The organism is Sporosarcina thermotolerans (genome assembly GCF_042658975.1).
Classification (GTDB): Bacteria; Bacillota; Bacilli; order Bacillales_A; family Planococcaceae; genus Sporosarcina; species Sporosarcina thermotolerans.
In genome coordinates, this window is sequence record NZ_JBHSRM010000016.1 from 1 (window position 1) to 6,341 (window position 6,341).

The window sequence follows — 6,341 nt, forward strand, 5'->3', positions numbered from 1 at the left end:
CTCATAGCATAATTTAAGTTAAAGGGTGGTGTGCAAATCACATCACCCCAACATTTGATTTAGAACCAAATTTATCTGGGTTTGTTCCTCTTCGTTCATCCTTGTTTAGTGAATCAATCTTCATCATATCTTCTGGTGCCAATTCGAAATCCTTAACTTCAATATTGGATTTTATACGTTCTGGCGTCACCGATTTAGGAATGACGATTAACCCGTGTTGTAAATGCCATTTTATAATTACCTGCGCCGGGGATTTCCCGTATTTCAATCCTATTTCGGTTAATAATGGGCTGTCCAGAAGCGCGCCCCTTGCCAATGGCGACCATGAGGTGACCGCAATTTCATGCTCACGACAGAAGTTCCGTAAAGTCTCTTGTGAAAGGTTTGGATGCAATTCAATTTGATTTACCATCGGCTTCACATTCGCCACATTGAAAATCTTCTCCAAATGATGAATATGGTGATTGGAAACGCCTGTCGAACGAATAAGCTTTTCATCATAAAGTCGCTCGATTGCTCGATACGTATCGACATATTTATTAGCAACCGGCCAATGTGTTAAATACAAATCCAAATAATCCATCCCAAGTCGTTCAAGTGAAGCCTCGAAAGCCCTTAACGTTTCGTCATAGCCTTGATCATCATTCCAAACTTTTGAAGTGATGAACAATTCCTCTCGTGGAATACCCGATTGTCGGACGGCTTCGCCAGTTTCCCTTTCGTTGTTATAGATAGCAGCTGTGTCAATGGCTCTATAGCCGTTTTGCAATGCATAAGTAATCGCTTCAAACGTTTCCTCAGGATTAGTCATCTTATATACGCCTAAACCAAGCTGAGGCATTTCAACGCCATTCACAAGTGTGATTTTGTCATCGAAGTTTTTCATTATCCTTCCCCCTCGAGTATATTTACTACCATTGTATCGCTAAATGAGCTTTTACCGAAGTACGGTGCTCTTTGTTAATGAAACTGACACAATTTTTAATGTCAGTCATTACAATCACATTTGTTTTAGGGTATACTGTATGAAGGACTAATGATTTTACAGGAGGTACATCTGATGAAACTAATCCTTATCATGGGCGTATGCTTTGCATTCCTATCTGCTATCCTAACAGGTGGCTATGAAGACAAGCCTGGTAAAGTAAAAAAATAAGAATTTGAAAACGGGACATGCCATAAATGGCTGTCCCGTTTTTTATTAGCTTAGTTCCAAAAAAGATTGTTGCCTTAATGCTTCATATATAAGAATTGCAGCCGTGTTAGATAAATTCAGGGAGCGGATATTCTCATTCATCGGAATCCGTAAGCAAGTCTCCTTGTTATTCTCAATCACTTCATCCGGTAATCCAGTCGTCTCTTTTCCAAAAACGAAAAATATGTCTTTCGTTTGATCCGAAAAGTCGAAGTTTGAATACGTCTTTTCGCCGAACTTTGTGATGAAATAGAATGTAGCCTCAGGAAATGCATCAAAGAATTCCTGTATGCCTTCATGATAAGTAATATCGACGTATTGCCAATAATCTAAGCCCGCACGTTTTAACATTTTATCATCCGTCGAAAATCCGAGGGGCTTGATCAAATGAAGCTTCGTTCCTGTCCCGGCACATGTACGTGCAATATTTCCAGTATTCGCTGGTATTAATGGTTCGAATAACGCGACATGTATCGCCATTTCAGCACTTCCCTTCCCTTATATAGTTTCCAATACTTTTTCCATTTCCATCCGGACGTCCGGATCTTGCTCGGTCATTAACGCATTTTCAATAGCCGACAACCCTTCGCTTGAACCAATTTCGCCAAGCGCCCAGGCAGCTGTGCCTCGAATTAGCGGCCGTGGATCCTTCACTATCAGTTCGGACAATGCCGGAACAGATGCCTCATCTTTAAAATGGGCAAGAGCAATGATTGCATTCCGCTGAATTGGGTTCTTCCCTCTCCATGAGCCAGACACATGGCCATAAGTCTCCTTAAATTCCCGATTGGACAAATTTAACATAGGAACCAATAGAGGTTTCGCCAATTCCGGTTCAGGCTGGAAAGCAGATTGGTGCAAATTATACATTCCTTTATTTTTAGGACAGACGGTCTGACACGTATCACAACCGTATATCCGGTTACCAATTTTTGCCCTGAACTCCTCTGGTATCGGCTTTTTTGTCTGTGTTAAAAACGCGATGCATCGTTGAGCGTTTAACTGTCCACCTTGGATCAAGGCACCGGTTGGGCACGCGTCTAAACAAAGCGTGCAATCACCACATTGATCCTCCATAGGGACATCCGGTTCAAACGGTATATTCGTGATCATTTCACCTAAATAGACATACGACCCAAATTCAGGGGTAATAACTGCACAGTTTTTGGCAGACCAACCGATACCAGCACGCTGTGCAACAGCACGATCTGAAAGTTCACCTGTATCCACCATTGAGCGCATTTTGGCATCGGGCACCCGCTCAGATATATATTGTTCCAATAGCTGCAGCTTCTCACGAAGAACATGATGATAATCAATTCCCCAAGAGGCCCTGCAAAAAATCCCGCGTCGTTCTCCCTTTTTACCTTTAGGTGAGTTTTGCATTTTTGAAGGGTATGCAATGGCTATGGCCAGAATGCTTTCAGCACGATCAAGCAATAAAGCGGGTTCAGTACGTTTTTCAATATCGCTTTCCTCAAAACCAGATTGATAACCTAACTCCTGTTGGCGCCTTAAGCGATTTTTCAATTCAAGAAAAGGCGCTGCGGTCGTAAAGCCAATTTTATCAATGCCGATAGAAGCTGCATATTCTTTTATCGAGTTCTGCAATTGGACGACATTCACAACATTACGCCTCCTATATGATAAGATTGATGAAAAGTAATCGAGGGTGATAACTATGAAGATTAAATTAGACAATGAACTTTTTAAAATTGTTCCCGAGTTGAAATTGGGCATTAACCATTATACCAAAATTACAGTGTCAGAATCCCCTCAAATGCTAAAAGGGAGATTACAATTATTTCAAGAACAGCTTTTCTTTGAATTAGAGAAAAAGCCTCTCACTGATTTCCCGAACATAAAAGCTTGGCGAGCGATATGGAAAGCTTTTGGCGCAGACCCAAATCGATATCGTCCTTCTGCAGAGGCACTTTTTCGAAGGATACAAAAACAAAATTATTTGCATTCCTACCATAGCGCTGTAGATTTGAATACATTCTTTTCTTTGCAATATGAAATTCCTTCAGGCATCTATGATTTAGATAAGATTGTTGGAAATGTCCATTTGTCAGTAGGTGGCGAAAAGGACGGATATGACGGCTTAAACGGCCGTTTCAACTCCCTAACAAACATTCTATTACTTAGAGATGATTACAGCCCCTTCGGCAGCCCAACTGTTGACTCTGTACGAACAGCAGTTACCGAAGAGACGACATCAGCATTGCATGTTCTTTTTATGAACCCTTCCATGTCTGAAGAGGAGGCGTTGAAACTTGTTTCAGCATGCGGAAGTATGTTTACAAGCATCAGTGGCGGAGATTCATCCTCATTTGTTTTATCCGCCGAACGACCATCTATCGTATTGGATTGAAAGGAATTGGTGTAGTTCTTTCTTTCCATTAAAAATGCTCCTTTCCGCGAAAGCGGAAGGAGCATTTTTAAAATTTCACGAGGAATTAAGTAAACATCCATGGCATGGATACCCAAGGCCGGACTTGAACCGGCACGCCTTGCGGCATCGCATTTTGAGTGCGACGTGTCTGCCATTCCACCACTTAGGCATAACAAATGATTTTGAAAAGCAAAAAGATACAACATAGGTTGTATCTTTTTGACTTGGATACCCGAGGCCGGACTTGAACCGGCACGCCTCGCGGCATCGCATTTTGAGTGCGACGTGTCTGCCATTCCACCACTCGGGCATAATACGTATTCAACTTACAGCATACATAAAGTATGGAGGCGGCAACCGGAATCGAACCGGTGGTAAGGGTGTTGCAGACCCGTGCCTTACCGCTTGGCTATGCCGCCGTAAGTAAGTTTTGGAGCGGAAGACGGGATTCGAACCCGCGACCCCGACCTTGGCAAGGTCGTATTCTACCACTGAACTACTTCCGCGAAACTGGGGTAGCTGGATTCGAACCAACGAATGACGGAGTCAAAGTCCGTTGCCTTACCGCTTGGCTATACCCCAAAAGTAAATGGGGCGACTGAGGGGAATCGAACCCCCGAATGTCGGAACCACAATCCGATGCGTTAACCACTTCGCCACAATCGCCATAATAACTACTTAGATCATCCAAGAAGAATGCAAAGAATGGGGCGGACGAGGGGAATCGAACCCCCGAGTGTCGGAACCACAATCCGATGCGTTAACCACTTCGCCACGACCGCCATAATATTAATTTGAAACAGAAATGGCAGGGGCAGTAGGAATCGAACCCACACCAAAGGTTTTGGAGACCTCTATTCTACCGTTAAACTATGCCCCTATGTAAATGGTGGTGGGGGACGGATTCGAACCGCCGAACCCGGAGGGAGCGGATTTACAGTCCGCCGCGTTTAGCCACTTCGCTACCCCACCAAGGGAAAAATGGTGCCGGCGATAGGAGTCGAACCCACGACCTACTGATTACAAGTCAGTTGCTCTACCAACTGAGCTACACCGGCAACATAATTAAATTAAAATGGTGGCTCAGGACGGAATCGAACCGCCGACACAAGGATTTTCAGTCCTTTGCTCTACCGACTGAGCTACTGAGCCACATAAATGGCGGTCCCGACCGGGATCGAACCGGCGATCTCCTGCGTGACAGGCAGGCATGTTAACCGCTACACCACGGGACCTTTGGTTGCGGGGGCAGGATTTGAACCTGCGACCTTCGGGTTATGAGCCCGACGAGCTGCCACTGCTCCACCCCGCGATAATGTTAGTTGTAAGACTTTTATATCCTACGCTTACTGTCTTGCTTTAGGACTTAACTATAATTTCCTTTCAGGAAATTATACAAATCGCATTCTGCGTGATGCGACTTGCTCCACCCCGCGATAATGTTAGTTGTAAGACTTTTATATCCTACGCTTACTGTCTTGCTTTAGGACTTAACTATAATTTCCTTTCAGGAAATTATACAAATCGCATTCTGCGTGATGCGACTTGCTCCACCCCGCGATAATGTTAGTTGTAGGAAATTTAAATCCTACGCATGTTGTTTTGCTTTGAGACTTAGTTGTAATATCCTTTTAGGAAAGTACGTAAATTGGTTGCGGAGGCAGGATTTGAACCTGCGACCTTCGGGTTATGAGCCCGACGAGCTGCCACTGCTCCACCCCGCGATAGTGTTAGATATAGGAAATTTAAATCCTACGCATGTTGTTTTGCTTTGGGACTTAGTTGTAATTTCCTTTTAGGAAATTACACAAATCTCATTCTGCGTGATGAGATTTGCTCCACCCCGCGATAATAATAATTGAATCAATTTGTTCTAATTTCAGTTTAATAAATTATGGTGGAGGATGACGGGTTCGAACCGCCGACCCCCTGCTTGTAAGGCAGGTGCTCTCCCAGCTGAGCTAATCCTCCAGGTTAAAATTGCGATAAGCTTCGCATTACTGCGTCAGCTTCATTCGTTCAGTCAGTCACGTACTGTTGTACGCTCCTTCCCTCTCTCAATCGCTTCCTTGTCCTGCTTGCTTCTCCCAATTTTAACGAGAGCTGCAAACTAATTGAAAAGGCTGTTAGTAAAAATGGTGACCCCTACGGGATTCGAACCCGTGTTACCGCCGTGAAAGGGCGGTGTCTTAACCGCTTGACCAAGGGGCCATATTTAGAATTTAAAACTGGCGGAGAGCAAGGGATTTGAACCCTTGATACGCGGTTAGCGTATACACGATTTCCAATCGTGCTCCTTCGGCCACTCGGACAGCTCTCCAATTGGCTCCGCAGGTAGGACTCGAACCTACGACCGATCGGTTAACAGCCGATTGCTCTACCACTGAGCTACTGCGGAATAATACGATAACTATTGTTTTACAGTTTGTTATGTCGTTTTAGAAATAACAGCCCAGCGACGTCTTACTCTCACAGGGGGAAGCCCCCTACTACCATCAGCGCTGAAGAGCTTAACTTCCGTGTTCGGTATGGGAACGGGTGTGACCTCTTCGCCATCATCACTGGACTATTTTCACAGGACAAGATTTATTATACCATATCTGGTGAAAACTTCAAGCGTTTTTTCAAAATAAATTATTTTGTTCGCTCAAAACCGGATAAAAGAGACATTGTTGCTACTACAAGTTCAACCATACTTTATAACTTAAGGTTAAGTCCTCGATCGATTAGTATCCGTCAGCTGCACGTGTC

The 6,341-nt window shown here is 44.0% G+C and carries 4 protein-coding genes, 18 tRNA genes and 1 rRNA gene; 1 reads left to right on the forward strand and 22 read right to left on the reverse strand.

From position 1 onward, the window contains the following. Positions 1–37 precede the first annotated feature (37 nt). The 3 genes from ACFPZG_RS13735 to queG form a co-directional block, all read right to left on the reverse strand. Positions 38–886 carry an aldo/keto reductase gene (locus ACFPZG_RS13735; protein WP_283734094.1) on the reverse strand — a complete coding sequence of 283 codons (849 nt, stop codon included), beginning with the start codon at positions 884–886 and terminating at the stop codon, positions 38–40. Positions 887–1,201: 315 nt separating this feature from the next. Beyond that, positions 1,202–1,675 carry a tRNA (uridine(34)/cytosine(34)/5-carboxymethylaminomethyluridine(34)-2'-O)-methyltransferase TrmL gene (gene trmL, locus ACFPZG_RS13740; RefSeq protein WP_283734093.1) on the reverse strand — a complete coding sequence of 158 codons (474 nt, stop codon included), beginning with the start codon at positions 1,673–1,675 and terminating at the stop codon, positions 1,202–1,204. A gap of 18 nt (positions 1,676–1,693) precedes the next feature. Continuing rightward, on the reverse strand, positions 1,694–2,821 hold the full coding sequence (gene queG, locus ACFPZG_RS13745; protein WP_283734092.1) for a tRNA epoxyqueuosine(34) reductase QueG: 1,128 nt from the start codon (positions 2,819–2,821) through the stop codon (positions 1,694–1,696). 55 nt (positions 2,822–2,876) lie between these two features. Here queG and ACFPZG_RS13750 point away from each other — a divergent pair, with 55 nt between their 5' ends. Further along, a complete protein-coding gene (locus ACFPZG_RS13750) occupies positions 2,877–3,569 on the forward strand; it encodes a B3/B4 domain-containing protein (protein WP_283734091.1) in 693 nt (230 codons plus the stop codon). Positions 3,570–3,678: 109 nt separating this feature from the next. Here the strand turns inward: ACFPZG_RS13750 and ACFPZG_RS13755 are convergent. From ACFPZG_RS13755 to rrf, 19 genes are all read right to left on the reverse strand, one after another. Further along, positions 3,679–3,759: transfer RNA gene (locus ACFPZG_RS13755), tRNA-Leu, on the reverse strand. A 60-nt stretch (positions 3,760–3,819) separates the two neighbouring features. After that, positions 3,820–3,900, reverse strand: a tRNA-Leu gene (locus ACFPZG_RS13760). 35 nt (positions 3,901–3,935) lie between these two features. Continuing rightward, positions 3,936–4,009: transfer RNA gene (locus tag ACFPZG_RS13765), tRNA-Cys, on the reverse strand. A gap of 12 nt (positions 4,010–4,021) precedes the next feature. Continuing rightward, positions 4,022–4,096, reverse strand: a tRNA-Gly gene (locus ACFPZG_RS13770). A gap of 4 nt (positions 4,097–4,100) precedes the next feature. Beyond that, positions 4,101–4,172: transfer RNA gene (locus ACFPZG_RS13775), tRNA-Gln, on the reverse strand. 8 nt (positions 4,173–4,180) lie between these two features. Continuing rightward, positions 4,181–4,256, reverse strand: a tRNA-His gene (locus tag ACFPZG_RS13780). 40 nt (positions 4,257–4,296) lie between these two features. Beyond that, a tRNA-His gene (locus ACFPZG_RS13785) sits at positions 4,297–4,372 on the reverse strand. Positions 4,373–4,396: 24 nt separating this feature from the next. Continuing rightward, positions 4,397–4,470: transfer RNA gene (locus tag ACFPZG_RS13790), tRNA-Trp, on the reverse strand. Between the two features lie 7 nt (positions 4,471–4,477). Further along, positions 4,478–4,562 (reverse strand) — tRNA-Tyr (locus ACFPZG_RS13795). A gap of 10 nt (positions 4,563–4,572) precedes the next feature. After that, a tRNA-Thr gene (locus ACFPZG_RS13800) sits at positions 4,573–4,648 on the reverse strand. A gap of 18 nt (positions 4,649–4,666) precedes the next feature. After that, positions 4,667–4,742: transfer RNA gene (locus ACFPZG_RS13805), tRNA-Phe, on the reverse strand. A 7-nt stretch (positions 4,743–4,749) separates the two neighbouring features. Then, a tRNA-Asp gene (locus tag ACFPZG_RS13810) sits at positions 4,750–4,825 on the reverse strand. A 2-nt stretch (positions 4,826–4,827) separates the two neighbouring features. After that, positions 4,828–4,902 (reverse strand) — tRNA-Met (locus ACFPZG_RS13815). A 337-nt stretch (positions 4,903–5,239) separates the two neighbouring features. After that, positions 5,240–5,314: transfer RNA gene (locus ACFPZG_RS13820), tRNA-Met, on the reverse strand. Positions 5,315–5,485: 171 nt separating this feature from the next. Next, a tRNA-Val gene (locus ACFPZG_RS13825) sits at positions 5,486–5,561 on the reverse strand. A 165-nt stretch (positions 5,562–5,726) separates the two neighbouring features. Next, positions 5,727–5,801 (reverse strand) — tRNA-Glu (locus ACFPZG_RS13830). Between the two features lie 18 nt (positions 5,802–5,819). Then, positions 5,820–5,910 (reverse strand) — tRNA-Ser (locus ACFPZG_RS13835). Between the two features lie 3 nt (positions 5,911–5,913). Continuing rightward, positions 5,914–5,988: transfer RNA gene (locus tag ACFPZG_RS13840), tRNA-Asn, on the reverse strand. Positions 5,989–6,040: 52 nt separating this feature from the next. Then, positions 6,041–6,156, reverse strand: a 5S ribosomal RNA gene (gene rrf / locus ACFPZG_RS13845). Positions 6,157–6,341 lie beyond the last annotated feature (185 nt).